The 17,530-nt window shown below is 54.9% G+C and carries 10 protein-coding genes; 7 read left to right on the forward strand and 3 right to left on the reverse strand.

Annotated elements, in window-relative coordinates:
- The first annotated feature begins 187 nt into the window (after positions 1-187).
- The 5 genes from Mag101_RS07940 (at position 188) to dbpA (ending at position 6,475) form a co-directional block, all read left to right on the forward strand.
- Positions 188-763: a tRNA-uridine aminocarboxypropyltransferase gene (locus Mag101_RS07940; protein WP_077403195.1), complete on the forward strand. Its 576-nt coding sequence runs from the start codon at positions 188-190 to the stop codon at positions 761-763.
- Complete coding sequence (locus Mag101_RS07945) at positions 760-1,446, forward strand: ABC transporter ATP-binding protein (protein WP_077403198.1); 687 nt, start codon at positions 760-762, stop codon at positions 1,444-1,446. The genes Mag101_RS07940 and Mag101_RS07945 overlap by 4 nt, the downstream gene beginning before the upstream one ends.
- Positions 1,422-3,854, forward strand: a complete 2,433-nt coding sequence (locus tag Mag101_RS07950; protein ID WP_077403201.1) for an ABC transporter permease — start codon at positions 1,422-1,424, stop codon at positions 3,852-3,854. The genes Mag101_RS07945 and Mag101_RS07950 overlap by 25 nt, the downstream gene beginning before the upstream one ends.
- On the forward strand, positions 3,847-4,950 hold the full coding sequence (locus Mag101_RS07955; protein ID WP_077403204.1) for a lipocalin-like domain-containing protein: 1,104 nt from the start codon (positions 3,847-3,849) through the stop codon (positions 4,948-4,950). Before Mag101_RS07950 ends, Mag101_RS07955 begins: the two co-directional genes overlap by 8 nt.
- 163 nt (positions 4,951-5,113) lie before the next feature.
- Positions 5,114-6,475 (forward strand): ATP-dependent RNA helicase DbpA, encoded by a 1,362-nt coding sequence (gene dbpA / locus Mag101_RS07960; protein WP_198040164.1) that lies wholly within the window; start codon positions 5,114-5,116, stop codon positions 6,473-6,475.
- Positions 6,476-6,553: 78 nt separating this feature from the next.
- Here dbpA and Mag101_RS07965 read toward each other — a convergent pair whose 3' ends face one another.
- A complete protein-coding gene (locus Mag101_RS07965) occupies positions 6,554-9,751 on the reverse strand; it encodes a S8 family serine peptidase (RefSeq protein ID WP_198040132.1) in 3,198 nt (1,065 codons plus the stop codon).
- Between the two features lie 558 nt (positions 9,752-10,309).
- Complete coding sequence (locus tag Mag101_RS07970; RefSeq protein ID WP_077403213.1) at positions 10,310-12,505, reverse strand: S9 family peptidase; 2,196 nt, start codon at positions 12,503-12,505, stop codon at positions 10,310-10,312.
- 163 nt (positions 12,506-12,668) lie between these two features.
- Between Mag101_RS07970 and Mag101_RS07975 the strand changes: the two genes are divergently transcribed.
- Entirely contained in the window at positions 12,669-13,409 is a 741-nt protein-coding gene (locus tag Mag101_RS07975) for a hypothetical protein (RefSeq protein ID WP_077403216.1), read from the forward strand.
- Positions 13,410-13,570: 161 nt separating this feature from the next.
- Positions 13,571-15,769, forward strand: a complete 2,199-nt coding sequence (locus Mag101_RS07980; protein ID WP_077403219.1) for an OsmC domain/YcaO domain-containing protein — start codon at positions 13,571-13,573, stop codon at positions 15,767-15,769.
- 30 nt (positions 15,770-15,799) lie between these two features.
- On the opposite strand, the gene Mag101_RS07985 is transcribed toward Mag101_RS07980, so the two are convergent.
- Positions 15,800-17,296 (reverse strand): hypothetical protein, encoded by a 1,497-nt coding sequence (locus Mag101_RS07985; RefSeq protein WP_157520256.1) that lies wholly within the window; start codon positions 17,294-17,296, stop codon positions 15,800-15,802.
- Positions 17,297-17,530: the final 234 nt, after the last annotated feature.

A 17,530-nucleotide genomic window follows, 5' to 3' on the forward strand; every position in this document is an offset into this window, starting at 1 on the left:
CTACAGGTACCAGTAACCGGGCGATCGAGGGTGCTTGTACTTACGTCGCGGCTGAGATTGGTAATGGAGGCGCAGTGCTTTGCGGCGGAATTTGTGGGTGCGGTAGAATTTAAGGGCTGGGGACATCCCACGGGATGCAACTAGTCAGTCAATATATGAATTGAATTGTCTGGGTTTACACCACTCTATGCCACGCGAAATCTGCCCCACCTGCCAGCGCCCACGCAATATGTGCTATTGCGGTGCCCTGGTGCGTATTCCCAGCCGTATCAAGGTGCTCATTATTCAGCACCCGCAAGAGCAGAAGCACCCGTTCAACACGGGGCGTATGGCGCATCTCTGTTTGGATAACAGCGAGCTGGTGGTAGCGGAAACCCTTTCTGAAGAATCGCTCAAACAGCTGCTAAAACCGCATTCGGCGTTGCTTTATCCGTCCCTTAGTTGGTTACCTCCAGTTGCAGCCATCGAGCCAGGCAGTCCGCAGGGCGAGGAGCTCGAGCAACTGGTGGTGGTAGATGCAACCTGGCGAAAGTCGAAGAAGATGCTGCACTTACAGCCGTTACTGCAGCAGTTGCCGCGGGTGAGCTTTTCCGGTGATATGTCATCCAATTATCAGGTGCGCAAATCATCTATGGAAAATAGCCTGTCTACGATCGAGAGTATTGCATTGGCGATGCAGCAGCTTGAACCGGAGGGAGATTTTGAGCGTATTCTGCAACCATTCAATGACATGGTATCCCGGCAGGTAGCAAACCACCGATGAAAGAGCCCTTGATTCGAGCCCGCAACCTCAGCCGCTCCTACGGTGGCGCAAATGCCCCTGTTCGTGTATTGCGTGGCGCATCGCTTGAATTGTATGCGGGCGAAGCGGTGGCAGTGATCGGGCCTTCTGGCTCGGGCAAAAGTACTTTGTTGAATCTGCTGAACGGCCTGATGGCACCGGATGAGGGTGAGTTGGAAATATTAGGCAGAGCGTCTTCCCAACTCACCGACAATGATTGGGCGCAACTGCGCCGCCGGCACATTGCCACGCTGTTTCAGGACGGCAACTTGATTCCCACGCTTATGGTTGCGCGCAATATTGCCTTTCGCGCCGGTTTGGCTGGACTGGCAGAGCACGATGGCGCGGCGTTGATGGAGCGTCTAGATATTGCGGCTACCGCGGGGCGTTACCCGGATCAACTTTCCGGCGGCCAGCGCCAGCGTGCGGCACTGGCCTGTGCTTTTGCCATGCAGCCGAAGCTGATCCTCGCCGATGAGCCCACCGGCAGCCTCGATTACGCTACCACCCAGCGGGTTACCCCCCTGTTCTTTGATGCCATTCGCGAGCGCGATGTGGGCGCGTTGATCGTCACCCATAACCCGGAATTAGCCGAACGCTGCGACCGGATACTGGAGCTGCGCGAAGGAGCCCTGCGTCCATGGGACTCGGCACTGTCTTCCTAAGCCATTACCGCCGCCATCCGGCACAGTTGCTCGGACTGTTGCTGATTCTGGTGTGCGCCGCAACTTTATGGAGTGGCGTGCGGGCGCTGACTGATTCCGCGGCAAGTGCGGCAAAGAAGTCCAGCGAATTACTTGAACCATTGTTGCGTGTTGAGCGTGACGATGGGCGCGAGCTAACGGTGGAAGATTTCGCCGCTCTGCGTCGCGCCGGACTATGCGTGGCACCACAATTACGTGTGCAGTTTGCAGACCGCGCAGCCCCCGATGTAATTGGCATCGATCCGTTTACTGCCGGTTGCCTGCGGCAGTTCAGTGATACCGATGAGGGGGGCGACTCTGAATCTAGCGCTGATGTGGCGGTAGTCGAAAAACTCATTACCTCCTGGGACAAGCCGCTATTACTTGGCGCCGCGGAAGATTTCGGAAAATGGAAGGCATTGGCGCTTCCTGGATCAGGAGGGGTTGAGTTCGAAGCGCTGGAAGGTGTACCCCGGAATCAGCTGTTTGCAGATATCTCCGTCGCGCAGGAATTTGCATCGGCTAATCGAAATACCCTTGCTATATTGCTGCCCGCCTCAGAGCTGGGCGTCAAACAGCTGCCGTCTGGGTACCGCACCGAGGTGGAAGACTATGGCGTTGAACCGGCACCGCTGGTCGACGCATTTCTGCTTAGCCTGAATGCGCTTGGCGTTTTGACACTATTGGTCGCGGCGCTACTGGTGCGCAGTGTGTATCGCTTCGCCCTCGAACAGCGGCGTCGCAGCCTGGATATTCTGGTGCGCTGTGGTATCCCGCAAAATAAATTGCGTATTGCGCTGATCGTCGAGGTGTTGTTAGTCGCGCTCGTCGGGGGGACCATCGGCGTATGGCTAGGGGAGCGCCTGGCGTCCGGACTCGCCGATGGCTTTTCCGGGACTCTCAGTGGTCTTTTCAGCGTGCAGGCACTCGCGCAAAGCCGCCTTACGCTTATGTCCTGGTTGGGCATGGTGCTGATTCTGGCTTTTGTTGTGGGCTGGGCCTGTTTTGATTTGCTTTCTGCCTCAGGCCGCCAAGGTACCCATAAAAATCCGTTTCGAGCGACGTCCGAACAGGGTGAGGGTGGGGGCAGAGAACGCAACTGGCGCGTATTGATCGCACTCCTGTTGGTCGTGGTCTCTTTAGTTACCTTGCTGTCCACCTTTACCCTTTGGCTGATATTTGCGGCGACTCTGGGGTGCCTTATCGGCTGCGGTATGTTGCTGCCGGAGATGCTGAACGGCCTGCTGGCATTTGCCGAGCGCGTTACCCAGCGGCCGTTGCTGGAGTGGTCCTTCTCAGAAATGCGCGCCTTGTGCCGGTTACTGAGTTTGCCGCTTACCGCACTTGCCTTTGCCATTGCGACTGCAATTGGTGTGCAAGCGATGGTTTCTGGTTTCGAATCCACGTTTGATCGCTGGCTGGACCAGCGGCTGCAGGGCGACCTCTACCTCGACCCCGGGCAGCAGGTGGATACAAACGAGTGGCAGCAGCGCCTGCAAAAGTTACCCGGTGTTTCTGCGGTGTTGCCAATGGTGCGTGGGCGCGCGGTGCTGGAGTCGTCCCATTCTCAGAAGCAGATCGATGTCTTCGCTATCGATCCAAAGTCACCACTGTTGCAGGACTGGCCATTTCTCAGTGCTGAACCAAATCTATGGCAGCGCGTGCATAGCGGTGGCGTTTTGATTAATGAACAGCTCGCAAGGCGGGAATCACTAGGGTTGGGGGATCAGCTTCAGTTCAAGCTTGGCGACACCTCTGATACTCGAACCGTTGTCGGTATTTACGCAGACTACGGACGCCCACAGGGCGAACTGATGTTGCCGCTTGCGCAAGTGCACGATGCGCTGCCCGAGCGTTATACCCGTTTCGTGTTGGGGTTAACCGATCCCGCTGATGAGGTTTGGCGGGATTGGTTGGATGCATACCCCTGGCTTCAGGAGAGCGATTTGCGTGACCAACAGGAACTCAAACGAGCAGCCAATGCTGCCTTCTCGCGTACTTTCCAGTTAACCCGATTATTGAATGGGTTAACTCTCGTGTTAGCGGGCACCGCACTCGCGTTAATGGGACTGGTCATATTCCGCTTGCGCCAATCCAGTTATACCTTGCTTTATGTCAGTGGCGTACCACGCGCAAGTCTGCGCCGTCGCTTGATAGCCCACAGTATTCTGGTGACGGGGCTACTCGCGATATTGGCGGTACCGCTTGGTTTGTTCCTGAGCTGGGTGCTGGTGGCGCGGGTCAACCCGGCAGCTTTTGGCTGGGCGCTGCCGCTGCATTTCTATCCGATGTTTTGGCTACAGGTTTGGGGCGTATGCCTGCTGATTGGAGCAGCAGTCGGTTTACTGGCCGGTAATCCGGTACGGTTGGAGACCCTCAAGAATGAATAGCCGCGCAGTTGTTTCTACCTGGCTCACTGCGCTGGTCTTGTTGCTGGCTGCCTGTAGCGAAGAGCCATCGACTTCCTCCACCATGAGCGCACTCACCGATCCTCCGCAGGGTTTCAAGCAGGCGCACCCAGGAATGCCGGTTGTGCTCCCACAAGATATGGGTGCGCACCCGGAATTCCGCCTGGAGTGGTGGTACCTCACTGCGAATCTGGAGGATGCGGACGGTGAGCAATTCGGGGTGCAGTGGACCCTGTTTCGCAACGGCATCAAGCCGGGCCCGTATTCCAGTGGTGAGCAGGAGCGCAAACTCGATTGGCGGCGCAACGAAGTGTGGTTCGCGCATACGGCGGTGAGTCGTCCCAACCAGCATTGGTTCGCGGATCGAGCTGCGCGCGGTGGCAATGGACAAGCCGATGTAACTGCCGAGCCGTTTCACGCATGGATTGATCACTGGCAGCTGGCATCTGATCAGGATGGCGTTTGGACACTTGAGGTGGTTGAGCGGGAGTTTCGCTTCCGCCTTCGTATACAGCCGCGATTACCGCCAATCTTCCACGGTGAACAGGGCTTTAGCGCAAAATCCGCCGGGGGCGGTGGCTCGATGTATTTCAGCTACCCGGATCTGGCGATTGAAGGCGAAGTAGCATTCCTCGATAACGAAGAGACCGAAACCTTTACGGTAAAAGGGCAGGGTTGGTTCGACCGCGAGTGGAGCAGCCAGTACCTGAAAGAAGACCAGACCGGCTGGGACTGGATGGCCCTGCATCTGGATGACAAGCGCCACCTGATGGTGTTCCGCGTGCGTGGCGCAGAAGATTTCTATTCCGCCACACTGGTGGCCGCAGATGGGACGACGACGCCGTTGAAACCGGGAGATTTCACCCTCAGCGCCATGGATTATCGGAATACCCGCTATGGCCGGGTGCCGGTGGTGTGGCGGCTTACCGTGCCCTCGGCAAATCTCGAACTCGACGTTCATTCCTGGCCTGGTGAATACTGGAATACGGGAGCTATGCGCTATTGGGAGGGGCCGGTCACGGTCAAGGGCAGTCATAGCGGCGCTGGGTATCTGGAAATGACCGGGTACGGCGATTAACGCCACTTAAGGTCACTTGCAGTAGGAAAGTCAGGCCGGCTTACCTACAATACGCCGCCTTCCTCCAAATCGAGCTCACTTGAGCCGACCCGAACCCCATATTCGAGCCTATACCGTGACTTCCTCAACTTCTGATAACGCCAACCCTAAAGATTTTCAGTCATTGCCGCTGAAACCAGCTTTGCTAAAGAACCTCAAGGATCTGGGCTACGCCCAATTGACCGAGATCCAGGCGGCGGCATTGCCGGCGATGGTTGCGGGCAAGGATGTGATCGGCCAGGCCAAGACCGGTTCCGGTAAGACGGTGGCATTTGGTCTCGGCCTGTTGCAGAAACTGCGCGCCGAGCAATTTCGCGTGCAGGCGCTGGTATTGTGCCCGACTCGCGAGCTGGCCGATCAGGTAGCCCGGGAGCTGCGCAAACTGGCGCGCGCGATTCACAACATCAAGATCCTCACTCTGTGTGGCGGTATGCCGTTTGGTCCGCAAATCGGCTCTCTCAAGCACGGTGCCCATATCGTGGTAGGTACGCCTGGCCGCATTGAGGATCACCTGCGCAAGGGCAATCTCGATCTGGGTAGTGTGGAGACTCTGGTGCTGGATGAAGCCGATCGTATGCTCGACATGGGTTTCCAGGCGGTGCTGGACGAGATCCTTGCTACCTTGCCGAAAAGTCGGCAGACCTTGCTGTTTTCTGCGACCTATCCAAAAACCATCGATGCGCTCGCCAGCCGCGTGCTCAGCAATCCGGTAAAAGTGGAAGTGGCTGCGGGTCACACCAAAAGTACCATCGAGCAGAAGTACTACAAGGTGCAAAACAATGAGGCGCGCCCGGCGGCTCTGTATCAATTGCTTGCCAATCACGATGCGTCATCGGCGCTTGTATTCTGTAACACCAAAAAGGAAACCGATGAGGCCGCCAACGCGCTCAAGCGCGCAGGTTTCGCCGCGCTCGCGCTGCACGGCGATATGGAGCAGAAGGAACGCGACCGCACTTTGACCCTGTTTGCCAATGGCAGCGCGTCGATTCTTGTAGCCACCGATGTTGCCGCACGCGGGCTGGATATCGAAGAGCTACCCATCGTGGTGAACTACCACCTGTCGCGAGACCCAGAAGTGCATGTGCACCGGGTTGGCCGTACCGGACGGGCAGGGCAGAAGGGCGTGGCAATCTCTCTGGTCAGCAAGAAGGAAGTCTACAAACTCGAGCGTTTGGAAGAATTGATGGGTCAGGAAATCCCTTTGCTGGACGTGCCTGATACCCCACAAGGCTTTGCCCCTGTTCGCCCAGTCATGACAACGCTGCAGATCGACGGCGGCAAAAAGCAGAAGGTCCGCGCTGGCGATGTGGTTGGCGCACTGACCGGTGAAGGTGGCATTGATGGCAAGCAGATCGGCAAAATTCAGCTGTTCGATTTCTCCACCTTCGTAGCAGTGGAGCGCCCGGTGGCCAAAAAGGCCCTAAAAAAGCTCGCCAATGGCAAACTGAAAGGTCGCAACTTCCGCGCGCGTATTGTGGGTGTTTAACCCAGAACATACTGAACAGGGACGGCTCAGGGGAGAGCCGTCCGCTCAATGCTACATGCTGAATAGCGTCTATTTCGCCTAGGGGCAGATGCTAACCTTTTCCCAGTAGCCGGGTCCTGATTCCAGTAATGTGGATGTTGCCGGGAACCATAATGAGCTGGAGCCCAGTGCATCGCCAGAGCCAACCGCACAAGCGCTGGATGTGAACAGGGTGCCACATTCTACTGCCCGGCCAGCACTGATATGTGTGGTATTCGCTGCAGTTTCACACGCGGTTGAAACCCGGGCCTGCAGTGTTTCCAGTGCACTGGCATTGCCCGCCGTATCGACAGCCTGAATCAAAATGGAATAGTCGCCTGCAGCAGGGGCTGTTGCGGTACATTCAAACTCTGCAACACCTGAGCAAGTGAAGCTAAGCTCAGAAGACACACGCAATTCTTCCGCATCCCCATCCAAATCACTGACCGTTCCGGAAACTCGAATATCGTAGCCCTGTACAGTGAGTGCTATCGATTCGATCACGGGTGGTTCGGGAACCGGCAGCAGGGTTGCGGTAAATGCTCGCGTTTGGCTCTCATTTCCTTTGGCGTCGCGCGCTAAAACAAAAAACGTATAGTCACCTGGCGGGCCGATAAGTGTGAAACTCGCGCTGAAGGTATGCGCTGGTGCATCGAAGCTAATGCCACTGGCTGGCGCGAGTTGTCCGGTACCTCCATGATTGCCGTCACTGTAGTGCAGCTCTAGCGTTTGAATATCGTCATCGACATCGATAAAGCTTGCATTGATATGTGCGGTATCGGGGGCAACACGGCTCCAGCCAAAACCGGCGCGTTTGGGCGGGTGATCCCAGTGGCTTCGCACTACGTGAATGGTTCGCTGTACAACCTGACTGAGATTGTCGCTGCCATCGGTTGCTTGATAGGTCTTGGTGTAGGCGCCTTCCGTGTAGGTATCTGGGTCTGGTCCCGGTGTTACACGCGGGTAGCTATCCAGATCATCTTCGACACGGTAACCGGGATCGATAAAATCATCGCCAATTTCGATTTCAATAGTATCTGCGCCGTTCAGGGTCAAGACAGGAGGCTGGGTATCGGTGACGATCTCGACCTGTTGCTCGGCAACCGCAGTATTACCATCGCTATCAGTAAAGATTGCTGTCACGCGATACTGGCCATCATGGGATGCATCGACATTATGGTTGAACGCTTCCAGCGATAGGTATTGGAAGCCATCTTTCATATCCAGTGCGTAAGCGCTTGGATCAAACTCCCAATTGTCCCGGCGGTAAGTGCGCACCGTACTACGTTCCGCGGGTGTCGAGTTGTGCAAAGACTTGCCATTTGGCCGGTTCTCAAACTCGATCAGTGGTAATTCAGGATCCGCAATCCCAACGAGGCGAAATGCTCCACTCTCGGTTTCATTCCCGGCACTGTCAGAGACCGTGTAGCGAATTGCGCGCACCCCGAGGGTACTGGTATCGACCGGTGTGTAGGTAACTGAATCGGTCAGGTCGCCATCGAGCAGGTCCCAGCCTACGTATCCCGGGTCTTGCCAGGGTTCGCCAACGCTATGCAGCGCTACATCGCACCACCAGAAATCGCAGACTGGTCCCAGTAGCGCCAGCCGGGGCGGGGCGTCGTTTGCGAGTACATTGATTTTTTGTATCCAGGGCACTGCGGTCAGGTTACTGCTGTCGGCGACGCTAAACCGACGCAAATAGTACCCAGCGAGTCCGGTTTGCGGTGCGCCGCTATCGGAAATTCCGGTGGAGATGTCCCCGTCTTGCAGGTCGGTAGCGACAAGGTTAGGTTCTGGTGCCGTCTCACCTTCGCGCAAATAGATTTGTTGTTGTGATTCTCCTGCTAGCAGCGGCGGTGTGTTGCTCGGTGCACAGAGATTAGTGGTGCTGAAAAAGTCTGGGTCAGACTCAAAAAGTAGCACCGGCTCCAGGGCGTAGTTTGTTCCTATGTACTCATTACTGCCTGCCGCGCAGAAATTGATATAGCTCCCAGCACAGTAAACCGCACGCCCTGCGAGATGATGATTCATGGGGGTTGCGGTATGGCTCGGGCAGTGCCCGGATGGAATGTGGGTAAGCGCACTGTGCAGGTTGAGTCTGCCTCCGGAGAGCGTAATACCGGCCAATGCTTCCACTGGCTCTGCGCTTTCAACCAGTACCGCGCGCAACTCTTCCACGGAAAGCTCTGGGTATTGTGCGGCAACCAGCGCGGCGGCTCCGCTCACGAACGGGGCAGCCATGGAGGTGCCGCTATAACTTGCGTACTCTGATCCCGGCACGGTCGAAAGAATATCTTTCCCAGGTGCCGCAATGTCAGCGCCGGTTTCGCCAAAATTGGAAAAATCTGCGCGCAGGTCTGCGCGAGTAGTGGCGGCTACGGAAATCACATTGGGAGAATCGATGGTTGCAGGGGAGGTGACCTTTAGCGATTCATCCGCACTAAATCCGTTATTGCCCGCTGCGGCGACGAATAGCATATCGGCTTCGCGCGCGTAGTGAACTGCATCGGCGATGGGGCGATTGAAGATTTCCTCGGCGACTGCGTCGGTGAATACAGCACCGTAAGAATTGTTGGAAATTCGCGCGCCCATATCGGCAGCATAGAGGATGCCACTCACGATATCGGCGGTGTAGGCGGCTTTGGAGTTATCGGCGAAAACCTTGATCGCCATCAGTTTGGTTTTCCAGGTGACACCGGAAATACCTAGGCCGTTATTTCCCTCGGCACCAATAATTCCTGCAACGTGGGTACCGTGGCTGTCGGTATCCATGGGATCGGCGTCTTTGTTGGCAAAGTCATAGCCGTGTACATCATCAACGAAGCCATTGCCGTCATCGTCGATACCGTTATTGGGGATTTCTCCCTCGTTAACCCACATGTTCGCGGCTAAATCGGGGTGCGTGTAATCAATGCCAGTATCAATTACGGCGACTACAATATCTTCCGCGGAATAGCGAATGGACCAGCCCAACTCCGCATCGATGTCTGCACCTGAGGTACCGTCATCCTGTCCGGTGTTATGTAGCCCCCACAGCGCCGGTGACAAGTCGTTGGGTAGCGATTGCAGCTGGAATGCTGCGTTCGGAGCGACATATTCAATATCTGGATTATTTCTTAATGCCTCGAAGCTGGCGCCGGCTCTGGTGGCGTTCCCAAAGGTAACCAGTTGCCACGAGGCAAGCTGCTGGTTGAATGCCTGTAAATACTTCACCGGTGAGTAGACCGACTGGGTGGAAGTAAATTCATAGGGCTGCAAAATCTGGTTCCAGAGATTGCTGGTCGATCCTTCGCGAAACTTTACTAAAAGTTGGCGGCTGGCCAGGTTCGTCGTTGAGTCGGAGAGAGGGTTGGAGACAAATTGTGGAATCGTTGGCTGGTCTGTCACAGCGTTGAGCTGAGAGGAAAAAAATTGGAGAAAAGTGATCAAGCACAGCGTAGAAGATAATCGCATGTCATACTCCCTTTTAATGACAGTTGCTTAGTGCTAGTGCGCTTCAGAGTTGCTCGTTAACCATCTTGCTTCCCTTTTGAGGCACGCGAAATCTCTCATGATCGCGGCGCCATTATATTCTCGCGGGGTCTTTTTACCCTGAGACCTTCGTATCTCATGCTTAAGTTGTAGAACGACCGATCAAATATGTATTTGAATGGGGGAGGGCCTTCTCTTAGTAATTTGGTGAAGGCTGGATTGGATTGGTTGCGCCGATAATGAACTTTCGGTTGAAAGGTCGGGAGTGCGGTGGGGAAATTGACTAGGGAAAATAGAGGCCCGATACATAAAGTACGTATCGGGCCTGCGGTTTAAATGCCGTAGTTATTGCTTGGTGTCAACCGCTCTGCTTTCTAGCTGGCCTTTGCCAAGCAGGTCCAAGTAGAACGCATACTCTAGAGCGCGTTCCTTGTTGCGGCGGAAACGGCCAGAGGAACCACCGTGCCCGGCTTCCATATTGGTATGGAACAGGAGTTGGTTATCATCGGTTTTCAGATCACGCAGTTTCGCCACCCACTTCATGGGTTCAAAGTACTGCACTTGAGAGTCGTGCAGTCCAGTGGTTACCAGCATGCTCGGGTAGTCTTGCTCTTTTACCTGATCGTAGGGCGAGTAAGACAGCATGTAGTCGTAGCTATCTTTGTTGTTCGGGTTACCCCACTCATCGTACTCATTGACGGTCAGCGGGATGGACTCATCCAGCATGGTGGTGACCACATCCACGAAGGGTACTTTGGCGGTAATGCCGCGGTAGAGGTCGGGCTCCATATTCACCACGGCACCCATTAGCAGGCCACCGGCACTGCCACCCGACGCAAAGACCTTATCCGAAGCAGCATATTTCTGCTCAACCAGACCTTTGGTTACATCAATGAAGTCGGTAAAGGTGTTCTTCTTGTTGAACATCTTGCCCTCTTCATACCAGGGACGTCCCAGCTTTTGGCTACCGCGAATATGGGCGATGGAGAATACAAAGCCGCGGTCCAACAGGGAGAAGATGCTGGGAATAAATACAGGGTCAATGGTGTTGCCGTAGGACCCGTAGCCGTACTGCAGCATCGGGTGGGAACCGTCTTTCTTGAACAGGTCTTTACGGTAAACCAGAGACACCGGAATCTCTTTGCCATCCCGCGCAGTAATACTAATACCTTCCGCCTGGTAGCGGCTGCGGTCGAAGTCACCGAGAACCTTGTCCTGCTTCAGCAGTTTGAGATCGCCAGTCAGCAGGTCTGCATCGTAAATTGTGCTGGGTGTGGTGAGGCTGGAATAGGAAATACGCACGGCATCGGCGGATACTTCCGGATTGCGGCTCAGAGACAATTGGTAGACGGGGTCGTTAAACCCGACTTCAAAATCATCCTCATTCGACAAGCCGATAATGCGCAATGCGGACTGGCCATCGGCCCGTTCGACCACGGCGAGTCGGCCCTCAAAGGTGGTGAAGTCCTCCAGCAGCACATTTTTCCGGTGCGGGATGACTTCTTCCCACTGGGACTTGTCGCCAACCGTATCCGCATTTGCCTTCATCAGGCGGAAGTTTTCTGCCTGCCAGTTCGTCTGGATAAAAAACTCTTCGCCCAGTTTCTGCACAAAGTATTCATGCTTGGGTTCGAGAGGGTGCAGTGGCTGGAACTCGCCATCAGGTGTATCGGCATCCAGTGCGGAAACACCTTTCACCAGCGTGGAGTAGTGATGGATGTACACCATTGAGCCATCGCGAGACTTGGATATGAAGGTGTAGAAGGTGTTGTCTTTCTCTTCGTAAACGATCTGGTCTTCGCTTTGTGGGGTACCCAGCTTGTGTCGCTTGACCTGATAGCCGAGCAGGGTCTGCGGGTCCTTATTGATGTAGAACACGGTCTGGTTATCGTTCGCCCAGACGACGGTGCCTTCGGCATTCTCCAGCTGGTCGTCCAGCAGTTTGCCGGTGTTCAGGTCTTTGAAGCGAATGGTGTAAATACGGCGGCCGACTTTGTCTTCCGGGTAGGCGAGCAGTGTGTTGTTTGGGGAGACCGCTGTCTGTGCCACATTGAAGTAGGATTCGCCCTCTGCCAGTGTATTCACATTGAGCAGTATTTCTTCTGCAGCTTCCAGGCTACCTTTCTTGCGCGCATGGATCGGATACTCACCGTCGGATTCATAGCGCGAGTAGTACCAATAGCCGCGTACCTGCACCGGTACCGAGGACTTGTCTTTTTCCAACCGCCCGACCATTTCTTCGTAGAGGGCGTCTTGCAGCGGTTTGGTGTGCTGCATTATCTGGTCCACGTAACTGTTCTCAGCCTCCAGGTGCGCCAGCATTTCCGGGTCGCTACGGGAGTCGTCGCGCATCCAATAATAGGGGTCGACACGCTCGTGGCCGTGGATCGCCATTTTGTGCGGGACCTTCTTTGCCACAGGTGCGGCGACTTTAGGTGCCAGTGCGCTGGTGTCAGGGGAGGTGGGTTTGTTCTCGTCGGCGGGCTTGCCACAGCCAGTGGCCAGTATCGTCATAGCTAGTACTGCTATTTGGGGCTTCATAGCATCTCCGGTGGATGATTATCGTTATACCGCGTACCGCTGTATCCTATAACAGTTCCAGTATCTATGGATATTCGCTGCGGCAAAGCGAGGTTGTGAGGGGATACGGGCGCAAGTTACTTCTTGAGGCGTGATGCTGAGAAGCAACTAACCTAACATCGATATGAATATCTATTTTTCCCCACTGGCGGTTCTAGCGCTTTCCGTGATTATCGTCACGCTTCCTTTCTGGCCGGTTTTCCAGCGGCAGGGGCACCCGCCAATACTGAGTGTATCCGCCGGTGTTGGCATTACGTATGTATTTCTCGCGGTGCTTCCCAAGATGGCGATTGTTCAGGCTTCCCTTGGCGGCAAGGTGGACGATGGGTCTATCTTGCCGGTGGAGCGCCACGTATACCTTGGGGCTCTTGCCGGTTTTGTCATCTTTCTCTTTATTGCCAATAAGGGGTTTTCAGAGCGTGCTCAGGCACCAGGGTCGAGACTGACCATCGGCGAAATCATCGTTCTCGTTGTTTTCTCCGTGTATTTCGCACAGATTGGATTCTTGTTGGGGGAATGGCCCAGCGGGTCACTACTCGGGTATTTCGCCTTAAGCTGCGCGATAGGGATGCACTTTATTGGTATTAATTATCATTTGTGGCAACGATATCCATGCCGCTATTCCCGCTTATTCCGCTGGTTTTTTTCTTGCAGTTTGATTATTGGCTGGCTCGCTGCCGGCTTTGCGGACAAGGTTGGTGAGTTTGTGAAGCTTTCATCCATGTTTGTGGCAGGCGGGATCATTATCACTGCCATCCGTGAAGAAATACCCAGCCAGAGTGACGCCAACATCCTTTACTTCTTGGCCTCAGTAGTGGCGACAACGGCATTCGTTTTGTTCGCTGAAATCGTTCTGCTCAGATAAAACGCACCATCAAGCTGTGCATTGTGACTTGTTTCGGTTGCGCCACAGCAGTGGTGAGGGTAGTGGTGCCAGCCTCGTATGGCGGGGGGGCGGCAAAATATAGATAATGCCGCGCATTCTCGGCCCAGAGCCTCTGAACCTCCTAGATTCCGGAATTACCCATGGAAATCAGCGTCAACTTCCTCGATAACCTCAGACTTGAAGCTAAGTTTGATGACTTTACGGTCATTACAGACCAGCCGATTCGCTACAAGGGCGATGGCTCGGCGCCGAGCCCGTTTGATTACTTCCTGGCTTCCTCGGCCCTTTGTGCGGCGTATTTCGTGCGGGTTTACTGTCTTGCACGGGATATTCCTACTGACAATATCCGCCTCTCCCAGAACAACATTGTTGATCCGGAAGACCGCTACAACCAGATCTTCAAGATCCAGGTGGAGCTGCCGGAAGATATCTCCGAGAAGGACCGGCAGGGGATTCTGCGCTCCATCGACCGCTGCACCGTGAAAAAGGTGATCCAGACCGGGCCCGACTTCGAAATTGAGACGGTTGAGAACCTGGCGGAAAACGCGCAGGCGCTGTTGATGGTTTCCCCGGATGCCGAGCATCAGACCTTTATTGAAGGCAAGGACCTGCCGCTGGAGCAGACCATTGCCAACATGACCAAGATCCTTGCGGATCTGGGCATGAAGATCGAAATCGCCTCGTGGCGGAATATTGTGCCGCACGTGTGGTCCCTGCATATTCGGGATGCAGCCTCACCGATGTGCTTCACCAACGGTAAGGGTACCACCAAAGAGAGCGCGCTGTGCTCCGCACTGGGTGAGTTTATCGAGCGCCTGAATTGCAATTTCTTCTACAACGACCAGTTCTTCGGCGAAGAGATCGCAAACAAGCCATTCGTGCACTATCCCAATGAGCGCTGGTTTGAACTGGAGGAGGACGACTCGCTTCCCGAAGGTGTCCTTGATGATTACACCCTGCCGATTTACAACCCGGACGGTGAGTTGGCTGGTTCGAATCTGGTGGATACCAATTCCGGCCGCATTGATCGCGGTATTTGCTCGCTGCCGTTTGCACGCAAGTCCGACGGGGAGACCGTCTACTTTCCGTCAAACCTGATCGAAAACCTGTTCCTGAGTAACGGCATGAGTGCCGGTAATACTTTGGCCGAGGCGCAGGTGCAGTGCCTGTCTGAAATTTTCGAGCGCGCAGTGAAAAAGGAGATTCTCGAACAGGAAATTGCCTTGCCGGATGTGCCGCGTTCCGTTCTGGAAAAATACCCGGATATTATTGAAGGCATCGATGAGCTGGAAAAGCAGGGCTTCCCTATCCTGGTGAAGGATGCCTCCCTGGGTGGCCAGTTCCCGGTGATGTGTGTGACCCTGATGAACCCCCGTAACGGCGGCGTGTTTGCCTCTTTCGGTGCGCACCCCAGCTTGCATGTTGCGCTGGAACGCAGTCTCACGGAATTGATGCAGGGTCGCAGTTTTGAGGGCCTGAACGATGTGCCTCCGCCCACGTTCAATAGCTTGGCGGTCACCGAGCCCCATAACTTCGTCGAGCACTTTATTGATTCTACTGGTGTGGTTTCCTGGCGCTTCTTCAGTGCCAAGTCCGACTACGAATTTGTCGAGTGGGATTTCTCCGGCAATCACGCCGATTCGAACGAGACCGAAGCGGATCGACTTTTCGGAATCCTCGAACCCATGGGGAAAGAGGTCTACATGGCCAACTATGAGGACCTCGGCGCATCGGCGTGCCGGATTCTGGTGCCGGGATATTCCGAAGTGTACCCGGTGGAAGATCTGATCTGGGACAACACCAACAAAGCGCTGGATTACCGCGAAGATATTCTCAACCTGCACCGCTTGGAAGACGAGGCCCTGGAAGATCTGTGGGCGCGGTTGGAAGAAAGTCAGATCGATAACTACGAAACCATCATCACCCTGATCGGCGTCGAGTTCGATGAAAATACCGTGTGGGGCCAACTCACGGTGCTCGAACTGAAACTGCTGATTCAGCTGGCATTGCAGCGTTATGACGAGGCATTGGAGTCGGTGGAGGCGTTCCTGCAGTACAACGACAACACGGTAGAGCGCGGGCTGTTTTACCGCGCTGTACAGGCGGTGCTGGAAATTGCGCTGGATGAAGATTTGGTGTTGGAAAATTTTATCGACAATCTGTGTCGTATGTTCGGCAAGGATGTGATGGACGCTTCCGTTGGTTCCGTACACGGCGGTGTGCGCTTCCACGGTCTCACGCCAACTAATATGCAGCTTGAAGGCCTAGACAAGCACCTACGCTTGATTGCCAGCTACAAAAAACTGCACGCTGCACGCGCCCAAGTGGCTGCGCAGTAATCGGTATTAGTGGATAGAAACGAGATGCGGTTACGGCATTGCACATCCGGTAGCGGGGTTTTCCTCGCGGCCGGATCTGGCATTCAACAGAAGAAAACTCATTACGTGTAGGTCCTCAAAGCGCTCTTCATAGGGCGGGTATACCGTTACGCCGTGAGGAAAAGCGTTTAGGTGGCAGCGTGAGCAGCTGAACCCTTTTTGGGTATAGGTCTCCAGCGTTGTGTTGACCAGGTTTTCCGTATTGGAATGCTGAGCACCGGGGATGCCTGGCCCCAGAGTGGAGTTGGGAACTTGCAGGTTTTTGTTTTGGGTGCCGATCAGCTGGTAGTAAGACCAAACGGAATCGCGCAATAGCCACTGGTATTTCTTATTGGCGATTTGCACATCAAACGGGATAGGTGTTTCCCGTGATACGTTGACTTGTTTAATTTCAGCTTTTGCCGGGAGCGTATCCCCTTGTTTGAAGGGGCTCGGTATCAAGCCTGCCTCGCCGGTTTTTCCGCCGACCTCGTAGCCGTTCGGATAGTTTGGGCTTGCACTCGCGCTGTAATGGGATTCTGTTCCGGGGTTTAGCGCAGGGTGAGCGGGGAGGGGCAGTGGATCGTGGAACCGCTTTTCCAGTCGAACATTATCAACGTGCTCGAAGGTAGAAGGCAGGTGCCCGAAAGGTGTTACCCGGTGAATATGGAATCCGATCAGGCCCATTAACGTGGGTTCACTCAGGCCGCCATCAGGGAGCGGGAACTGTAAAACGCGGCGGAAGTAGCGCCCGGGAATGTCAGCGTCGGGGCCTGCTGTTTTCAATACCTTCCATGCAGCCTTTATTTCAGTAATTCCTTGCCGTGCGTATAGCGGCAAATCTCGCAGATAAAATTCCAAGCCGGTTGGCAGCGGTTGAAAGTTACTGCTGTCATCGTGCGGGCCGTGCGCGGGTTTGGGTGCGGCGTTGTGCTTGTTTGCATAATCGATGTAGTTGTCGACCGCGACCACCTGGTTGTCGGCATCGAAGTATTTGAACTGTTTAATGTACTGAAAATACGACTGACTGAGCTTTACCTCCACCCGTACAAACTCTTTGTTTTGGTCAACCAGTGGCCCGGTGGGGACGTTGGCGTTGGTGTATGGCTGGTTGATGCCGGGCGCAAACGGTCTTCCGTAAACGTAGCTATTGCTGTAGCAGGGTGGTGACGGTTCGCGCTGTAAACCCAAGAACTCGGGGTTTCCCCAGTCTATCGGCCAGTACTTTGCCGGAGTGAAGGCCTTTTCCGGTTCCATGTAGGACTCCCAAACCACGATGGGGTGGGGGGCGGTATTGTTAGCTATACCGGCGAGTTGCTGGCTAGGGTCTGGCTGGCCGCCGGGACCACCTTGCTTCCAGGGCCAGTTCAGGGCGATGAATGATTGCCAGGCGAAATCGTACGTATCCTGTTGGCTGACCGGAGGAGTCGTGTAGTCGTCCGGATTCGCAGGGTACTGGGGATGGTTAAGATCGAAAGGCAGTAGCCATGGGGTCTGCCACTGTGGCAATGGGGTTGCGCTTGTGGCACCTGATACTAGCAGCGCGCAGGCTAAGACCGCATAGCTTCTCAAAGGCACATTCATACTGCGATGCTCCATCCGGTACTACTTCCTATCGTTTTAAGCGTAGGACGAAAGCTGCGCGCCAGGGTTTGATACGGTGCCAGGCGTTTCTAGAGTACTTGGGGCTTGGTAAACGAGGGGCGCGGAAAAAGAGGTGCGTAATAATGAAAAAGGCGGCCG

The organism is Microbulbifer agarilyticus, from assembly GCF_001999945.1.
GTDB lineage: Bacteria > Pseudomonadota > Gammaproteobacteria > Pseudomonadales > Cellvibrionaceae > Microbulbifer > Microbulbifer agarilyticus_A.